Annotated in this window: 14 protein-coding genes; 4 read left to right on the top strand and 10 right to left on the bottom strand. The window is 63.4% G+C overall.

Translation table 11 applies throughout. From position 1 onward, the window contains the following. Positions 1-4: 4 nt before the first annotated feature. From glyQ to miaB, 6 genes are all read right to left on the bottom strand, one after another. Complete coding sequence (gene glyQ / locus GV068_RS19075; protein ID WP_027866669.1) at positions 5-919, bottom strand: glycine--tRNA ligase subunit alpha; 915 nt, start codon at positions 917-919, stop codon at positions 5-7. A 95-nt stretch (positions 920-1,014) separates the two neighbouring features. Further along, complete coding sequence (gene lnt, locus GV068_RS19080) at positions 1,015-2,589, bottom strand: apolipoprotein N-acyltransferase (protein WP_159701460.1); 1,575 nt, start codon at positions 2,587-2,589, stop codon at positions 1,015-1,017. Continuing rightward, on the bottom strand, positions 2,589-3,467 hold the full coding sequence (locus tag GV068_RS19085; RefSeq protein ID WP_159701463.1) for an HlyC/CorC family transporter: 879 nt from the start codon (positions 3,465-3,467) through the stop codon (positions 2,589-2,591). The genes lnt and GV068_RS19085 overlap by 1 nt, the downstream gene beginning before the upstream one ends. 125 nt (positions 3,468-3,592) lie before the next feature. Then, positions 3,593-4,060: an rRNA maturation RNase YbeY gene (gene ybeY / locus GV068_RS19090; protein ID WP_159701466.1), complete on the bottom strand. Its 468-nt coding sequence runs from the start codon at positions 4,058-4,060 to the stop codon at positions 3,593-3,595. Then, complete coding sequence (locus GV068_RS19095; protein WP_159701469.1) at positions 4,041-5,132, bottom strand: PhoH family protein; 1,092 nt, start codon at positions 5,130-5,132, stop codon at positions 4,041-4,043. Before GV068_RS19095 ends, ybeY begins: the two co-directional genes overlap by 20 nt. Then, a complete protein-coding gene (gene miaB / locus GV068_RS19100; protein WP_159701472.1) occupies positions 5,129-6,487 on the bottom strand; it encodes a tRNA (N6-isopentenyl adenosine(37)-C2)-methylthiotransferase MiaB in 1,359 nt (452 codons plus the stop codon). Before miaB ends, GV068_RS19095 begins: the two co-directional genes overlap by 4 nt. A gap of 616 nt (positions 6,488-7,103) precedes the next feature. On the opposite strand from miaB, the gene GV068_RS19105 reads away from it, so the two are divergent. Then, the gene (locus GV068_RS19105; protein ID WP_159701475.1) at positions 7,104-7,502 is read left to right on the top strand and encodes a hypothetical protein; all 399 of its coding nucleotides are present in this window, start codon (positions 7,104-7,106) and stop codon (positions 7,500-7,502) included. Positions 7,503-7,642: 140 nt separating this feature from the next. Here the strand turns inward: GV068_RS19105 and GV068_RS19110 are convergent, their stop codons facing one another. Further along, positions 7,643-8,500: an HDOD domain-containing protein gene (locus tag GV068_RS19110; protein WP_159701478.1), complete on the bottom strand. Its 858-nt coding sequence runs from the start codon at positions 8,498-8,500 to the stop codon at positions 7,643-7,645. Then, the gene (locus tag GV068_RS19115) at positions 8,497-8,826 is read right to left on the bottom strand and encodes a hypothetical protein (protein ID WP_229464337.1); all 330 of its coding nucleotides are present in this window, start codon (positions 8,824-8,826) and stop codon (positions 8,497-8,499) included. Before GV068_RS19115 ends, GV068_RS19110 begins: the two co-directional genes overlap by 4 nt. Positions 8,827-8,988: 162 nt before the next feature. Between GV068_RS19115 and gstA the strand changes: the two genes are divergently transcribed. Together gstA and GV068_RS19125 are read left to right on the top strand one after the other, a co-directional pair. Then, complete coding sequence (gene gstA / locus GV068_RS19120; RefSeq protein WP_159701481.1) at positions 8,989-9,594, top strand: glutathione transferase GstA; 606 nt, start codon at positions 8,989-8,991, stop codon at positions 9,592-9,594. A gap of 56 nt (positions 9,595-9,650) precedes the next feature. Further along, positions 9,651-10,196, top strand: coding sequence for a DUF1697 domain-containing protein (locus GV068_RS19125; protein ID WP_159701484.1), 546 nt, complete (start codon positions 9,651-9,653; stop codon positions 10,194-10,196). Between the two features lie 46 nt (positions 10,197-10,242). Here GV068_RS19125 and GV068_RS19130 read toward each other — a convergent pair whose 3' ends face one another. Next, positions 10,243-10,512, bottom strand: coding sequence for a hypothetical protein (locus tag GV068_RS19130; protein WP_159701487.1), 270 nt, complete (start codon positions 10,510-10,512; stop codon positions 10,243-10,245). A 581-nt stretch (positions 10,513-11,093) separates the two neighbouring features. Here GV068_RS19130 and GV068_RS19135 point away from each other — a divergent pair. Continuing rightward, positions 11,094-13,061: an AAA family ATPase gene (locus GV068_RS19135; protein WP_159701490.1), complete on the top strand. Its 1,968-nt coding sequence runs from the start codon at positions 11,094-11,096 to the stop codon at positions 13,059-13,061. A gap of 64 nt (positions 13,062-13,125) precedes the next feature. Here GV068_RS19135 and ybaL read toward each other — a convergent pair whose 3' ends face one another. Then, complete coding sequence (gene ybaL / locus GV068_RS19140; protein ID WP_159701493.1) at positions 13,126-14,823, bottom strand: YbaL family putative K(+) efflux transporter; 1,698 nt, start codon at positions 14,821-14,823, stop codon at positions 13,126-13,128. Positions 14,824-14,841: the final 18 nt, after the last annotated feature.

Genomic DNA, 14,841 nt, shown 5'->3' on the forward strand with positions numbered 1-14,841 from the left:
CTGTTCAGGCAGCGGCCTTGTCGGCGCCAGGCAGCATCGGGAAGCCCAGCTTCTCGCGCGAATCGTAGTAGGCCTGCGCCACGAGGCGCGACAGGGTGCGCACGCGGCCGATGTAGGCGGCGCGTTCGGTCACCGAGATGGCGCCGCGCGCATCGAGCATGTTGAAGCTGTGCGAGGCCTTCATGATCTGCTCGTAGGCCGGCAGCGTCAGCTGCAGCTCGACGAGGCGCTTGGCTTCCGCCTCGTGGTTCGAGAAGGCCTGGAACAGCAGCTCGGTGTTCGCGTGCTCGAAGTTGTAGGTCGACTGCTCGACTTCGTTCTGGTGGAACACGTCCCCATACGACAGGGTCTTCTTCACACCGTTTTCTTCCCACTCGGTCCACACCAGGTCATACACGTTCTCGACGCCCTGCAGGTACATGGCCAAACGTTCGATACCGTAGGTGATCTCGCCCAGCACCGGCTTGCAATCGAGGCCGCCGACCTGCTGGAAGTAGGTGAACTGGGTGACTTCCATGCCGTTCAGCCAGACTTCCCAGCCGAGGCCCCAGGCGCCCAGGGTCGGGCTTTCCCAGTCGTCCTCGACGAAACGCACGTCGTTCTTCTTGAGGTCCAGGCCAAGCGCCTCGAGCGATCCGAGGTAGAGATCCAGGATGTTTTCCGGCGCGGGTTTCAGCACCACCTGGTACTGGTAGTAGTGCTGCAGGCGGTTCGGGTTCTCGCCGTAGCGGCCATCCTTCGGCCGGCGCGAAGGCTGCACGTAGGCGGCGCGCCAGGGTTCCGGTCCGATCGCACGCAGGAAGGTGCCGGTGTGGAAGGTGCCCGCGCCGACTTCCATGTCGTAGGGCTGCAGCAGTGCGCAACCCTGCTTGTCCCAGTAGGTCTGCAGGGTGAGGATGATTTGTTGGAATGTGAGCATGGTTGAGGGCGCTGCGGCGAGGCCGCCGCGCGCGGTTAAATTTGCCAAATGACCAATTCTACTGAATTTTCACGGCCCTCTGGGGCCGATTCGACTCAGCCATTCGATTTGGCGCTGTTATTTTTGTAGCGGCGGCCGGCGAGCCAGGCGCCGAGCAGCATCAGGGCGCCAAGCAGCAGGAAGGCGAGGTTGCCGGCGCGGACGTAGGGCGTCAGCCCTTCGGTGCCGCGCACCGTCGCCGCCAGCACGCCGCGTTGGTAAAAGGGCAGGCGCGCGACGACCTTGCCGCGGCCATCGATGACGGCGGTGGCGCCGTTGTTCGTCGAGCGCAGCATCGGGCGGCCGGTCTCGATCGCGCGCATCTGCGAGATCTGCAGGTGCTGCGGGATCGCCACCGATTCGCCATACCAGGCCAGGTTCGATACGTTCAGCAGCAGGGTCGCCGGGCGCGGCGCATTGCGCAGCTGGGCCGCGATCTCTTCGCCAAAGGCGTCCTCGTAGCAGATGTTGGGCAGCACCAGCTGGTCCTTGATCGGGAAGGGGGCCTGCAGCGCTGCGCCGCGGGTCTGGTCGCCCAGCGGGATGTGCATCAGGTCGGTGAACCAGCGGAAGCCCGGCGGGATGAATTCGCCGAAGGGCACCAGGTGGTGCTTGTCGTAGCGGTAGGGCGCAGATCCCGGACCGAAGGCGATCACGCTGTTGCCGTAGTTGGTCGGGCTGTCCATCATCGGGATGCCGAGCATCAGGTGGCTGCCGGTCTGCTTGGCAAACGACTGCAGGCCGCGCAGGTAGTCCGGCGCCAGCTGTTGCGGCGTGACGGGAATCGCGGTCTCCGGCGTGGCGATCAGGTCGGCCGGGGCGGCGGTGATCATGCCGTGGTAGCGCGTGACGATGTCGGTCAGGTAGGCCATGTCGAACTTCTGGTCCTGCGCGACGTCGCCCTGCAGCAGGCGCACGCTGAGCGGCTGGCCGACCTCGTGGGTCCAGGCGACCTGCTTCAGGCCGAAGCCGGCCGCCATCAGCGCCGCGAACAGGCCGATGGCGGGCCAGCGCGCGCGCTGGGTCAGCATCACGAGGCAGCCCGCGCAGACGGCCGCCAGCACGCCGAGGCCATAGACGCCGACCAGCGGCGCGTAGCCGGCGAGCGGTGACACGTTGTGGGCGTAACCTGCGGACGCCCAGGGGAAACCGGTGAAGACCCAGCCGCGCATCCATTCCGACACGCCCCAGGCGACGGGCAGCACCAGCAGCACGAAGCTGGACACGGGCAGCGACCATTTGCGGCGCAGCCAGCTGGACACGCCGCCGGCAAAGGCGCCGAAGAGGCCCATGTACAGGCCGAGCACGGCGATGGCGATCGCGCCAAGAATAGCGGGCAGGCCGCCGAAGCGGGTGATGGCGATGTACAGCCAGTGCATGCCGGCCACCGACCAGCCGAAGCCGAAGGCCCAGCCGAGCCAGGCGCCGCGGCGGCTTGATGTGCCCATGCCGACCTGGTAGAAGAACCAGGCGAGGGCCAGGAACTGCACCGGCCACCAGCCGAAGGGCTCGAAGGACAGCAGGGAGGTGCTGCCCGCGAGCGCCATCAGTACCAGGGCCTTCGGGGAAGGCCTGGTGCCGCGCAGTGCCGGGTCAGGAGTCGTTACGGGCTGGGTACGGCGGCGCAGCATCAGTCGTGGTTGTCGTCGCGGTCCGGCAGCTTTTCGACCAGCAGCACGTGAATCTGACGCGCGTCGGCGCGCAGCACTTCGAAGCGCAGGTTCTCGAGGTCGAACACTTCACCCTTGTGCGGCATGCGGCCGAGGTGGCTGGCCACCAGGCCGCCGATGGTGTCGGCGTCGTCTTCGGACAGGTCGGCGCCGACCTCTTCGTTGAACTGCTCGATCTCGGTCAGCGCCTTGACGCGCCAGCGCGGGCCCAGCTGGCCCTCCTTGATCGACAGGATGTTGTCTTCGTCCTCGTCGACGTCGTACTCGTCGTCGATGTCGCCGACGATCTGCTCGAGCACGTCCTCGATGGTGATCAGGCCGGCCACGCCGCTGTACTCGTCGACGACGATGGCCATGTGGTTATGGTTGGCGCGGAAGTCGCGCAGCAGCACGTTCAGGCGCTTCGATTCCGGGATGAAGATCGCCGGGCGCAGCATCTTGCGCACGTCGAAGGAGTCCTCGGCGTAGTAGCGCAGCAGGTCCTTGGCCAGCAGGATGCCGACCACCTTGTCGCGCTCGCCCTCGATGGCGGGGAAGCGCGAGTGCTGGGTTTCGAGCACGATCGGCAGCCACTGCTCGATCGGGTCGGTAATGTCGATCACGTCCATTTGCGAACGCGGCACCATGATGTCGCGCACCGACAGGTCGGAGACCTGGAACACGCCCTCGATCATCGAGAGTGCGTCGGCGTCGATCAGGTTGCGCTCGTGGGCTTCGTGCAGGACTTCGAGGAGTTCCGCGCGGTTTTCAGGCTCGGGGGAGATGAGTGCGGTCAGCCGTTCGAACAGCGACCGGTGGGGTTTGGCGTCCGATCGGACGTCACTGGGATACTCGGGCATAGTTGGCGTGAAGCCGTTGTTACGATGGGGTATAGGATACACCAAAAGGGGCGATGGCCCACAATGCACGCCGATCACGGCATGTTGACGTACGGAAAGGGCGGGATCGCGCCCGCCCCCGTGTTTCAGTCGGCGTACGGATCCGGGTAGCCGAGCACTTCCATGATGTCGCTCTCGAACTGCTCCATCTCCTCGGCTTCCTCGTCGTGTTCGTGGTCGTAGCCCTGGGCGTGCAGCACGCCGTGCACCACCAGGTGGGCCGCGTGCTCCTCGACGGTTTTACCCTGTTCCTCGGCTTCGCGCTGCAGGACGTCGGTGCACAGGATGATGTCGGCCTGGGTCGGGTCGTCCTCGCCCAGTTCCTCGCCTTCGTTGTAGGCGAAGGTCAGCACGTTGGTGGCGTAGTCCTTGCCGCGGTACTGGCGGTTGAGCGACTGCCCTTCATCAAGATCGACGAAGCGGATCGCCAGTTCGGCCGGACCGAGCAGCGCCGCTTCCACCCAGCGCTGCAGCATGTCCTGCGTGATCTCCTGTTCCAGGCGGGTGTCGGCGTACTGGACGTCGAGATCGAGCTTATGTTTTTTTTCTTGCATTTTTCACAGGTAGCGGTTTGGGGAGGGCGGCCAGTTCCTCGATCGAGGAATTCTTTTCGTAGGCGTCGATGATACGCGCCACCACCGGGTGGCGCACCACGTCTTCGCTGGCGAAATGGGTGAAGGCGATGCCGCGCACGTTCTTCAGCACGTGGATCGCGTCCACCAGGCCCGAGCGCTGGGACTTGTGCAGGTCGACCTGGGTCACGTCGCCGGTGATCACGGCCTTGCTGCCGAAGCCGATGCGGGTCAGGAACATCTTCATCTGCTCGACGGTCGTGTTCTGGGCTTCGTCCAGGATCACGAAGGCGTGGTTCAAGGTGCGCCCGCGCATGTAGGCCAGCGGGGCGATCTCGATCACCTGCTTCTCGAACAGCTTCTGGGTGCGATCAAAACCGAGCAGGTCGTACAGCGCGTCGTACAGCGGGCGCAGGTAGGGATCGACCTTCTGGCTCAGGTCGCCAGGCAGGAAGCCGAGACGCTCGCCCGCTTCCACCGCCGGACGGGTCAGGATGATGCGCTTGACCGCGTCGCGCTCCAGCGCGTCGACCGCGCAGGCCACCGCGAGGTAGGTCTTGCCGGTGCCGGCCGGGCCGACGCCGAAGCTGATGTCGTGTTCGAGCACGGACTTCAGGTACTGGATCTGGTGCGGGGTGCGCCCGCGCAGGTCGCTGCGGCGGGTCTTCAGGGTAGGGCTGACCAGTTCGGACGCCTCGGTGCTGTCCGCATCGATGTCGCCGTCCTTGACTTCCTTCTCCGCGGGCGCCGGCGCCTCCGCCTCAGGCGGGCTGCGCGGCTTCAGGCCGGAACGCTGCTCGACCAGGGCCAGCTGCACTTCCTCGATCGGTACGACCTTGTTGGCCACGGCGTAGAAGCGCTCGAGCAGTTCGACCGCGCGCTCGGCATTGCTGCCGCTGACGATGAATTTTTCGCCGCGCCGGAAGACGGTGACGTCAAGCGCGGCCGAGATCTGGCGCAGGTTCTCGTCGAGTGGGCCGCACAGGTGGGCAAGCCGCGTGTTGTCGAGCGGATCGGGGATGAAATAGGAAGGCTGTTGTGGTGTGTTTTTCAACTGGCTTTGGCAATCGTGTCTAGGTTGGCGACGAGTTCGCCGCGCAGGAAGTAATCATGGCTCGCACTGATACGCACGTCGACGAGCTGGCCGATCAGGCTGGCGCCGGCGTCGGCGATGAAGTTGACCACGCGGTTGTTTTCGGTACGGCCCTGCAGCTGCTCCGGATATCGCTTCGAGGGACCCTCGACCAGGACGCGCTGCACGCTACCGACCATTGCTGCACTATATTTGCGCGTATTCGCGTCAATCAAGGCCTGCAGACGCTGCAATCGCGCGAGTTTCACTTCGTGCGGCGTATCGTCCTCGAGATTGGCGGCCGGGGTGCCCGGACGCTTGCTGAAGATGAAGCTGAAACTGTTGTCGAAACCGACGTCCTCGACCAGTTTCATCATGGCCTCGAAGTCGGCATCGGTTTCGCCCGGGAAGCCGACGATGAAGTCGGACGAGAACACCATCTCCGGGCGCACCGCCCGGATGCGGCGGATGATCGACTTGTATTCCAGGGCGGTGTAGCCGCGCTTCATGGCGCCGAGGATGCGGTCGGAGCCGTGCTGCACCGGCAGGTAGATCTGGTTCACCAGCTGCGGGATGCGCGCGTAGGCGTCGATCAGGCGCTGGGTGAATTCCTTCGGATGGCTGGTGACGTAGCGCAGGCGCTCCACGCCCGGGATGTCGGCAATATATTCCAGCAGCAGGGCGAAGTCGGCGACCTCGCCGTTCTCCATTGCCCCACGGTAAGCGTTCACGTTCTGGCCCAGCAGCATGATTTCACGCACGCCCTGAGCGGCCAGGCCGGCGCACTCGGTCAGCACGTCGCCAAAGGGGCGCGAGACTTCCTCGCCGCGGGTGTAGGGCACCACGCAATAGCTGCAGTACTTGCTGCAGCCTTCCATGATCGACACGTAGGCCACCGGGCCTTCCACCTTGGCCGGCGGCAGGTGGTCGAACTTTTCGATTTCCGGGAAGCTGATATCGACCTGGGTCGCGCCGCTGCTGCGCCGTTCGCGGATCAGCTGGGGCAGGCGGTGCAGGGTTTGCGGACCGAAGACGACGTCGACGTGCGGCGCGCGCTTGACGATGGCAGCCCCTTCCTGCGACGCCACGCAGCCGCCCACGCCGATCACCAGTTCGGGCTTGTCGCGCTTGAGCGCCTTGAATCGGCCCAGGTCGGAGAACACTTTTTCTTGCGCTTTTTCACGGATCGAGCAGGTGTTCAGCAGGATGACGTCGGCGTCTTCGGGCGAGTCGGTACGGACCAGCCCGTCGGACGCGCTGAGGACGTCCGCCATCTTGTCCGAATCGTATTCGTTCATCTGGCAGCCGAAGGTCTTGATGAATACTTTTTTCTGCATGAAGTGCTGTATGGAAAGGGGAGAGCGGGTGCTTGGGAAGAACAGAGGGCCAGTTTACCGTAAATCCCGTTTCGGCCCCGCAAAGGACATCTTGCCGCCCATTTTTGGTGCCGGCCGGAACGAAGCGTTTCTTAACCTAAAGTAATTGCAAGCTTGCTCAGATTGTTAAATATAGGATGGCTACCGGATCGTCTCCATCCATTAAAAATTGTCATGTGGAACTCAAGATTTTCCTCTTGTAAATCAAGAGCTTTGGGCTAACTTCTAATCAGGAAAATTTATTAAAGAAATCTCTTGCGTGCGCCACAAATAATCCCCATGTGCTGAAATGCCTATGTGACAAGCTTTCCGCACGATAGCTTGATTTCTGACAATGAGTCACATGCGCGGCTCGGATGTACTGTCGATGTATGAGGCTGATAATTTGTTTGAAAGACAAGTGCGCATGCGGAGGGGGTACGCGGGGGCATGCAGTCCGGTACGCGTCTTAAGGGGTTCTTCAGGCTGAGCCTGTTTAATTTCCTAAAGGTAGTCCGGGAACTTAAGTTGACGAAATGTAGTCTTTAACAAAAGTTCGTGAAGGAACTATTTTAACCAAACTGAAGAGGTAAACATCATGGCACAACAACATCATGCTCTGTCTTCGCAAGAAAGCTACAATCCGAACCACCTGCTCGACATCCTGCTCGGCAAGATGCAACTGAAGAACGATGCTGCGCTGTCGCGCATGCTCGAGGTGGCCCCGCCAGTGATCAGCAAGATTCGCCACCACCGCCTGCCGGTCGGCGCTTCGCTGCTGATCCGCATGCACGAAGTGACCGGCATGAGTATCCGCGACCTGCGCGACCTGATGGGCGATCGCCGCACCAAGTACCGCCTGTCGGACGCACAAGGCCGCCCGAAGCCAGAAGAGAAGGCAGCTCAGGCAGCCGCAGCCGCAGCACAGCAGCAACAGCAGCAAACGCAACAGCAGGGTAACGAAGCCAATCCGTCGACCGGCAATTATGCCCACTGATGCCGTGGGCATGACGGCCGCGACTGTCATGCCTTCGGTGCCAGCGGGCTGCGGCACGGCGCCCTGAGCGCCTGCCGCGCCGGCTCGACCGGCTTTCCATCATGCGCCTCGCTGCGCATTTTGGCGTTCCTTGCATCCCATCAGGCCATCAGGATGGCCGACATCTCCTCGTACTGCAGCTCCGTCTCGTGGAAGACCTGCAGCCACGCTTCTTCCGTCAGCCCCAGCGCCGTCCAGGCCACCGACGACACCCGCGGCGCCAGCTCGTCCGGATTGCCGGCCAGGTCCAGCGCATGCACGACGCCGCTCGCCACGTGCACGATGGTCGCCAGGAAACCGGCGCCCGCCGCTTCCGGCGTGTGGTGATAAGCGATCGCCTGGCGCATGGTGTCGGAAAAATTCCAGTGGGCGGCCAGGGCCACCCCGGCATCGACGTGGTCGAGGCCCAGCAGGGTGCGTTCGGCGTCGATCAGCTCGCCGTCATTCTTGTCGCGCAGCGACAGCACCGCCTGGTAGCGCTCCGGGAAGCGCGCCACCAGCACCAGGCGCCCGATGTCGTGCAGCAGGCCGGCGGTGAAGGCGTAGTCGGCGTTGAAGCGCACCCGGCGCGCCAGCGCGCGGGCGCAGGCGGCGGTCGCGATCGAATGGCGCCAGAAGGCCTTGTCGTTGAAGCCCGGGCAGCGGCCGGCCGGGAAGCATCCGGTCAGCGCGGCCGTGGTGATCAGGTTGCGCGTGGCCTGGAAGCCGAGGAAGGTCATGGCCTGCTGGATGGTGGTCGCCTTTACCTGCAATCCGTAGGCGGAAGAATTGGCCAGGCGCAGGGTCTTGGCGGTCAGCGCCGGGTCGTTCGCCACCTTCCTGGCCAGCACGCCGATGTCGATGTCTTCCTGCTCGATGCTGCCGAGCAGTTCCATGACGACGGCCGGCAACGAGGGCAGGTCGTCGACGCCGCCGAGGATGTCGGCGCTGTCGAGCTTGCTCGTGTCCGGGACGTTCATGGCGCCACCTCGCGGCGCAGGCGGTAATCCTCGACGTAGCGGCGCAGCAGGCCGGTGGCCCAATCGCCGTGGTCGTCGCGGTCGTTGTGGCGGAACACATGATCGACCCTAGCCTGGATCGCTGCCGGATCCGGCGCGCTCACCGGCGCCGCGCGCACGATCGGCGCCGCGGCGATGCCGTGCCGGGCCAGCGACCCGATGGTCGCCTCATTCAGCGCCATGCCTTCGGCCAGCAGCACGTTCCCGTGCGCGTCGAGCAGCGCATCGGCGAGCACCATGCCTGGATACAGGTGCGCCAGCGCTACCAGTTCGTAGCTATCGCTCATGTTCTTTCCTCTTATTTCCTTCTTTCAATGAGCGCTCGATCTTAACACCCGCTTCCTTGGCCGGTACGCGCTGGCGCAGGAACTGTGGCGTTCGTGCAGCGGACGCGACAAATGTTGTACGCTTGCAATTCGCGACCTCCATCGCCTCATCACAAGGACACCATGAAACTGTATGTCAGCCCCGGCGCCTGCTCCCTTGCGCCGCACATTGCCCTGACCGCCGCCGGCCTGCCGTTCTCGATCGAACGCGTCAGCCTGAAAACCAAGGCCATCGCCAGCGGCGGCGACTTCCGCGAGATCAACCCCAAGGGTTCGGTGCCGGCCCTGCTGCTGGACGACGGCAAGGTGCTGACCGAAGCCGCGGTGCTGCTGCAATACATCGCCGACCAGGCACCGGGCGCGCAGCTAATCCCGGCGCACGGCAGTTTCGAGCGCTACCAGGTGCTGGAATGGCTGAACTACACCGCCATGGAACTGCACAAGCGCTTCACGCCGATCTTCACTCCGGGCGTGACCGAGGAAGGCCGCAACGCCGCCTGGGCCGCGCTGGCGCGTCCGTTGGGCTATGTGGCCGGCAAGCTGGAAGGTGGCGAGTTCCTTACCGGCAGCGGTTTTACCATTGCCGACGCCTATCTGTTTACCGTGCTGAACTGGGCCCAGTTCGCCAAGTTCAGCCTGGACGACTGGCCGGCGCTGCAGGCCTACCAGGCGCGCGTCGGCGCCATCCCCTTCGTGCAGGAAGCGCTGCGCGCCGAAGGCCTGGCCTGACACAGGCCGTGTAAAGATTGCGCCACGCCCACAACGCCTCAGCTAGGATCTCCGCCATGAACAGCCAATGCTACGTCGCATTTTTGCGAGGAATCAATGTTGGACGCGCCAAGCGGATCGCGATGGCGGACCTGCGCGCGCTGGTCGAGAGCCTCGGCTATACGGGCGTGCGCACCCTGCTCAACAGCGGCAACGTGGTGTTCCGCGCCGCCGGCTCCACGGCCCAGGAAGCCGCCGCGGCGATCGAGGAAGCGCTGGTGCTCAAGCTGGGCGTGGCGGCGCGCGTGTTCGTGCTCGCGCACGAGGAGCTGTCCGCCGTCATGGCCGCCAACCCGCTGGTGGAGGTGGCGAGCGACTATTCGCGCCTCTACGTGTTCCTGCTGGGCGACGCGGCGCAGCGCGACAAGCTGGCCGCGCTCGACGGTCGGGACTGGGGCGGCGAACGCCTGGAGGTGGGCGACAGCGCGGTCTATGTCTGGTGTCCGGAAGGGATGCTGGATAGCGCAGCGGCTACGGCGCTTGGGAAACTTCTTGGAGATGGGACCACGTCCCGCAACTGGAATTCGCTGGTAAAGCTGCAGGCCCTGTGCGCCGCGACCTGAGGGTCTGCCGGCACGGCCGGGCAGGGCGCCCGGCCTTACTACTACATCACTTGAACTTTTCGCTGCTGTCGCGACCCGCCTTGTAGCCGATCAGGATCAGGCCCAGCAGCATCATCGCGAAGACTTCCGGTTCCGGCAATTCCGACATGTTCGCCGGTGGAAGTACGACGTCCTGGCGCTGGGTGACGGACAGGCTGCGCACCGGCGCCTGCACGCGTACTGCGGCCTGGCTGCTGGTGGCGAGATCGATTACGGCGGCTTGGGCGGGACTGCCGAGGCATATTGCCGCAGCCGCTGCCAGTGCATATCTTTTCATGGCCATTCCTCTTGCTGTTGCTCTTGCCGAGACTTGCATCGGGCCCATGCGCGCACATATAAGAATGGTCGCGTTAGGGCACCTGATGGATTCAGCATATCAAAACCGAACGAATTGCCGCGTTCAATTGAAACTGCTGAGTTGCTTAAAGAAGTCATCAGGATACTGGCAGATCGGATCATGTTGCGATCAATCAAAGAATCTTTCAGTGTCGCGAATTAACCTCGTCCGTCCCTGACATTATTGCAAGTTGATGCCAGCTTTGCCATGCCGTTTTGACAAAAACTCGAAATAATTTAAATGTTCGATAATCTTTCCTAATAATCTGCCAATAAATTCCATTATTCATTTATCTACTATCGTCGCGATCGTCATTTTTTTCGACGCACGGTATACACCTCGGTTTTTTTTGAGGGTATAGTCTCCTTATCCCATTGCCTTCGGGCATCAAAACAATACCAAACGCACACGTTTGGACACTGAGCGGCCGCCACGCGCCGCAAGCCGATCCCGCGAGACCACGACGGTACGGCAACCCAGAAGTAGCGCTGTCCGACTCAAACTTAGCAAGAGATCAAACGATGCCTAATTTCGCCCAACTCCAAGTTGCTTTCAAGAACGCGTTCAAGAGTATCTACGTGCGCATCGCCCTGGCGGCGCTGCTGGGCGTGATCGCGGCTGTGGCAATCTGGAAGTCGAATGTGCCCCAGGAGATGAATCCGGTCGTGCATTCGCAGAATATCGCCGAGATCACCGACCTGGCTGCCAATAAAGACCGCCTGGAATACCTGGTGATCGCCAAGCCGCTGTCCGAATCGCCGCGCTATGTCTACAAGTACAAGGGCGCCGACGCCCTGCACGTGGTCAAGGTGCCGAGCACCTCGCACCTGTCGCTCGAGCGCGAAGTGCTGCTGAAGAACGCGATTCCCTATTCGATCGCCCAGGACGAATTCCTGGCCACTCACAAGGCCGTGATGGACGAAGGCGAGAGCTTCCTCGACAAGACCGGCACCTTCTTCAAGAACCATGGCCTGAACATCGCCGTCGTGCTGCTGGTGCTCTACCTGCTGAAGTTCGGCGTCCCGGGCATGGGCGCGAGCGCCTCGGTCATTACCCCGGACAAGCTCAAGGGCAGCATGGACGACCTGATCGGCATGGAAGACATCAAGCAGGAAGTCCTGCACCTGGAAGACATGATCCGCAACCGCGATGAATACCAGTCGCACAACATCGACAAGCCGTTCAACGTAATGCTGACCGGCCCCGCCGGTACCGGCAAGACCAAGCTGGTCGGCTACCTGGCCAAGCGCCTGGACATGCCGCTGATCTCGGCCTCGGGTTCGGCCCTGGAATCGGGCTACGTCGGCGGCGGTTCGAAAGCGCTGAACGCGCTGTACAAGAAGGCCTGCGCCAAGGGCAAGTGCATCATCTTCCTGGATGAAGCCCAGAGCCTGTTCATGCCGCGCGGCCGCAGCGAAAAGAAGTGGGAAGACGACACCGCCAACACCCTGCTGGGCCTGCTGGACGGCGTGAAGAGCGACAAGGGCCAGGGCGTGATCTGGGTGGTCGCATCGAACTTCGACGACTCGAACACCGAGATGGACGAAGCGATGCTGCGCCGCTTCTCGGTCAAGATCAACTTCCGCCTGCCGAACAAGGGCGAGCGCAAGGAACTGCTGCGCAGCTTCCTGTCGCGTAAAAAAGATGGCCTGGTGGACTGGAACGACACCAACCTGGACCAGGTGGCGGAAATCACCCAGAACCTGAGCCCGGCGCTGCTGGAAACCGTGGTCGAACGTGCGTCGATGCTGTCGATCCAGGAAAAGGCGATCATCAACACCAACCTGCTGTTCCGTGCCTACGAGCGCGCCACCATCGGCCTGACCGACCGCGCGACCACGGCCGAGAAGACCAAGCAACGCGAGCGCATCGCCCTGCACGAACTGGGTCACTTCTTCATGCAGATCGACCCTTACCTGCGCGCCGGCATGAGCCTGGCCGAAGTGAAGGAAAAGTCGCACCTGCTGAAGATCAGCACCGAAGCCGTGTCGAAGATCGGCGCCCTGGGCTACGTGCTGCAGTCGGGTGAAGACATGTCGCTACGCACCCTGGAAGAGCTGGAGCGCGACGTGGTCGGCCTGTACGGCGGCGTGGCGGCGGAAGAGCTGTTCTACGGCCCGCGCGGCATCTCGGTGGGCAGCCAGAACGACATCGAGAAGATCACCAAGATGCTGAACCTGATGGTCGGCCGCCTGTCGATGTATTCGCGCTCGAAGCTGGACTACTCGCAGCTGCAGAAGGACATGGGCGGCGAGCACACCCTGCGCCTGGTGGAAGAGAAAGCGGACGAACTGTACAGCTACACCCTGAACGCGATCCGCGACTACAAGCTGGTGATCGAATCGCTGAAGGACACCCTGATGGACGAGTACGTGCTGTCGAAGGATGCGGTGTTCGATCTGCTGGAAGAGCGCAGCGAGCTGATCCACTCGCAGCTGCATGGCCGCCACGCCAACCTCAAGCTGTGCGTGGAAGAGGTTGCCGCTTAATTACTGACGATTTTCCTTGCTGTTCTTTAACCCGCCGTGCGCAAGCCGGCGGGTTTTTTTATGTTCAGTGCGCCGCCGCGTGCTCCTTCAGCGTGTCCACCACATGCCGCGTCATGCTCGAGGCCAGTTCCTGCTCGCCGACGAAGACCTTGCCGCCGGTATCCTCGCGCAGCAGCGCCGCTTCGCCCTCGTTGTGGCTGCGCACGACCACCTTGACCGCGGGATTGAGCATGCGCGCGATCTCCACCATGCGCCGCACGTGGAAGGTGTCCGGGGTCGCGATTACTAAGAGCGCCGCATGCGTGATGTGGGCCTGGATCAGCACCGCCGGTTCGGCGGCATTGCCGGCCACCGCCGGAACGCCGCGCGCACGCAGCTGCTCGACCACTTCGCGGTTCTGTTCCGCCACCACGAAGTGCACGCCGCGCGCGGTCAGGTCGTCGGCGATGCGGCGGCCCACGCGGCCGAAGCCGACCAGCACCACCTGGCCGCTGAGTTTTTCATGCGCCGTTTCCATCGGCAGCTCGGCCAGCGGATCGGCCGGGCGCTCCAGTTTGCGCGCCAGTTCCGGCTTCGATTTCAGCCACTTTTCCAGCGGCGCGCCGAGGCTGAACATCAGCGGATTGACGGCGATCGAGATGATGGCGCCGGCCAGGATCAGGTTCTGGCCCAGGGCAGGGAGCAGTTCGAGCTGCATGCCCAGCGCCACCAGGATGAAGGAGAACTCGCCGATCTGGGCCAGACTCGCCGACACCGTGATCGCGGTATTGATCGGGTAGCGCAGCGCAATCACCAGCACGAAGGCCGCCAGCGATTTGCCGAACAGGATGATGGCCACCACCGCCAGTACCTGCAGCGGATAGTCGACCACGACCATCGGATCGAACAGCATGCCGACCGAGACGAAGAACAGCACCGAGAACGCGTCGCGCAGCGGCAGCGACTCTTCGGCGGCGCGGTGGCTCAGCTCCGATTCGCGCAGCACCATGCCGGCGAAGAAGGCGCCCAGCGCGAACGAGACGCCGAACAGGTGCGAGGACGCGTAGGCGATGCCGACCGCCGCCGCGATCACGGACAGCGTGAACAGTTCGCGCGAATTGGTCTTGGCGACGCGCCACAGGAACCAGGGGAACACTTTACGGCCGACGATCAGCATGAAGGCCACGAACGCGCCCACCTGCAGCAGGGTCTTGCCCAACGCCGGCCACAGCTCGGCGCCGGCGTCGCCCTTGCCGCCCAACGGGCCCGCAAGCGCCGGCAGCATCACCAGCACCAGCACCATCACCAGGTCTTCGACCACCAGCCAGCCCACCGCGATGCGGCCGTTCAGGGAATCGAGCACGCCGCGCGCTTCCAGGGCGCGCAGCAGCACCACGGTGCTGGCCACCGACAGCGCCAGGCCGAACACCAGGCCGGCGCCCAGGCCCCAGCCCCACCAATGCGCCAGCCCCATGCCCATCAGGGTCGCCACCGTAATCTGCAGCAGCGCGCCGGGCAGGGCGATCTTCTTCACGTCGAGCAGGTCGCCCAGCGAGAAGTGCAGGCCGACACCGAACATCAGCAGCATCACACCGATTTCCGCCAATTGGGAAGCCAGCTGCACGTCGGCGACGAATCCCGGGGTGGCGGGGCCGATCAGGACGCCGGCGGCGAGGTAGCCGACCAGCGCGGGCAGTTTCAGGCGTATGGCGAGCATGCCGAACAGGAGGCCGAAGCCGAGTGCGGCAGCAATGGTGGTGATCAGGCTGAGTTCATGGTGCATCCGTGCGGCCTCCGTGGC

Origin of the sequence: Massilia sp. 9I, assembly GCF_902506415.1 — a bacterium.
Taxonomy (GTDB): domain Bacteria; phylum Pseudomonadota; class Gammaproteobacteria; order Burkholderiales; family Burkholderiaceae_D; genus Telluria.